Raw genomic sequence first — 2,787 nt, 5'->3', positions numbered from 1 at the left:
CTACTTCTGTATTAAATGCCCAGGTGGGTATTGGAACTACAAATCCTGCTTCAGGATCTATGCTTGACATTGAAAGCTCAAATAAAGGAATTTTAATTCCCCGGGTTTCACTATCAGGTACTAACGACAACACAACGATTACACCTTCACCATCTTATGGTTTACTGGTGTTCAATACAAATACTGCAGGGTCTGGTATATATTCTGTATCTGAAGGGTTTTATTACTGGAATGGGTCTCAATGGGTTCGCATTCAGGGCGAAAGTATCGACTGGAAAGTTGATGGAAATAATGATATTGTTAACGGAACTCATTTTTTGGGTACTTTAAATAATCGAGACATTGAGTTTAGAACCAATAACACGCCCCGTTTCAAGGTTCCGGGCAATCAAAATCAAGTCTATGCACTATCAGACGGAAGCCGTGCCCGTCCGTTTTATTCTTGGGAGGATGATGACAGTATGGGTTTCTGGCGTGCCGGAAGTAGGCAAATGACTCTTTCTGTAGATGCCACCGACTTTTTTAATGTAAATGCCAACAGTGCCATCAGAGAGTTTAGTATCAACCCTACTTCGGATGTAATGCATTTTAGGGTTGAAACCGACAACGAAGCTAATACCTTTTTCGTGAATGGGGTTACAGACAACGTAGGATTGGGTACTAATGCTCCTAACACCAGCTCATCACTTGAGTTGGTTCATGATAACAGAGGGTTTCTGGTAAATCGTGTAGTTCTGACCAGCAGAAGTGTTGCTGCTCCAATCACAAGCCCTGCAACAGGTTTGCTGGTTTACAACACCAATACATCAGGAACTGCACCCAACAACGTTTCTCCCGGATTTTATTACTGGAATGGTTCAGAGTGGATAGCCATGGATGGAACCGGAGGTAGAGACTGGTCTCTACTTGGAAATGCAGGCACCAATGCCTCCGTAAATTTTTTAGGAACAACCGATGCACAGGATGTACGTTTCAGAACTAACGATTCAGAAAGAATGCGCATAGCCTCAGGTGGAAATGTAGGGATTAACCACAATACTTATAACAATGTAGGGTTGACAGTTGATAGGGGTTCCAACGATATAGGAATTTTATCAATTGCAACAGGCGGTAGTCCGGGTGCAGGATCAGGAATTGCCGTTTTTGGTGATGCCGAAAATAATTCTGGTGTTCGTGGGGCTTCCACAAATTATCATGGAGTATATGGAATAACCCCTTACACAAGTACAGCAGGACTTGTTGGAGCTTCAATTGGACTAGCAACAGGCACAAACCTGTCAACAGGTATGATTGGGGTGGCTTTAAACAGTGGTGGTTCAAACGGTAATATTGGAGTCAGGGCTATGGCCGGAAGTGGTTCATCCATTTCGCCCGGTGGAATAGGTACCGTTGGGATCAACACCAATGCAACTGATTTAGGCTTGTATGTTTTAACTGAAAAAACTTCAGGTACCAGAGAAGCAGCTCAATTTAGAACAAATTACACCGGTGATGCTATTAGTGCTGATGCCCAAGATCCGGTTGCAAGGCTCGCCGGTTACCAACGAAATGTATCCATTCCAAGTGAAGGAACCGAACACACCTACTATGGAGGTTATTTTTACAGCGGTGGTTCAACCTCAAATTCAACTTATGCCTATGTGGGAGCCAGAAGAGGTAGTTCAAACTATAAAATTATTGGCACCGGAACCGTTTCAACTATCGTTGATGGATTGCAAGCCAATGAAAAGAAAACCATGTTTGCTCCTGAAGCCCCCGAAGTTCTCTTTGAAGATTACGGTACCGGGCAATTAGTGAACGGAGTTGCCCAAATTCAAATTGACCCTATTTTTTCGAGAAATATTCATGTTTCAGATGAAAAGCCCCTGAAAGTTTTTATCCAATTAGAAGGAGATTGTAACGGGGTTTATGTTACCAATAAATCTGCTCAAGGTTTTACTGTAAAAGAACTTCAAAACGGAAACTCAAATGTTTCTTTTTCGTGGCACATTGTTGCTAACAGGGCAGATGAAATGAGAAATGGTGAGCGCACAGTTTATCAGTCTTTACGTTTTCCTGATGCTCCCCTTAAAATTCAGGAAACTGATGGTATTGAACATCGTTTAAAAGATGAGAAAGAAATTACACTGGTTGAGCCACAGCCAACAGGTAGAAAATAAGGTCAACTTCCCATAGTTATTTTGATTTAAAGCCTCAGATTCAATTTTGAATTTGAGGCTTTTCCTTTTCTTACAGTTTTCTTTTAATAATAGTAGTTTTTAGGCATTTTATCGATAGTATTTATTGCTTTAACGAAATCTTAAGTCCTTCCTAGTCTTAACATTAAATTTATAGTTACTTTACACCTCCCTAATGTTAAAAAGCTTATAAAACAATGTTCAAAAAAATTACCCTAAGTGTTCTTTTTTCTATTTGCATTTCCACAATGATGTGGTCGCAAGTGGGAATTGGCACTACAGATCCAAAGGCAATGCTTGATATTCAAAGCAGTGACAACGGGATTCTCATACCCAGAGTTGCGCTTACTGAAACTTCTGATCAATCACCAATATCAGCCCCAACCCCTGAGATTGGCTTAATGGTCTTTAATACAGCCACCATAAACGACGTCACCCCCGGTTTTTATTACTGGAATGGTACTACCTGGGAGCGTATGGGATCAGGAGATTCAACAGCCTGGGCTTTGACCGGAAACGCAGGCACGAATCCCGGAACTGCAGCCGGAGAAAACTTTATTGGAACTAGTGATAATGTTAACTTTATTATTGGAACTAATGGTTCAGAAAG

Annotated in this window: 2 pseudogenes; both read left to right on the top strand. The window is 41.3% G+C overall.

The annotated features are described in order from the left end of the window. A pseudogene (locus tag AACY61_RS11795) lies at positions 1-2,159 on the top strand (hypothetical protein); the annotation flags it as partial. A gap of 215 nt (positions 2,160-2,374) precedes the next feature. After that, positions 2,375-2,787 (top strand): annotated as a pseudogene (locus AACY61_RS11790) (hypothetical protein); the annotation flags it as partial.

This window comes from uncultured Planktosalinus sp. (assembly GCF_963973675.1).
Taxonomy (GTDB): Bacteria; Bacteroidota; Bacteroidia; order Flavobacteriales; family Flavobacteriaceae; genus Planktosalinus.
The sequence above is the reverse complement of the archived record's forward strand: the minus strand, read 5'-3'. Positions and strand labels throughout refer to the sequence as shown.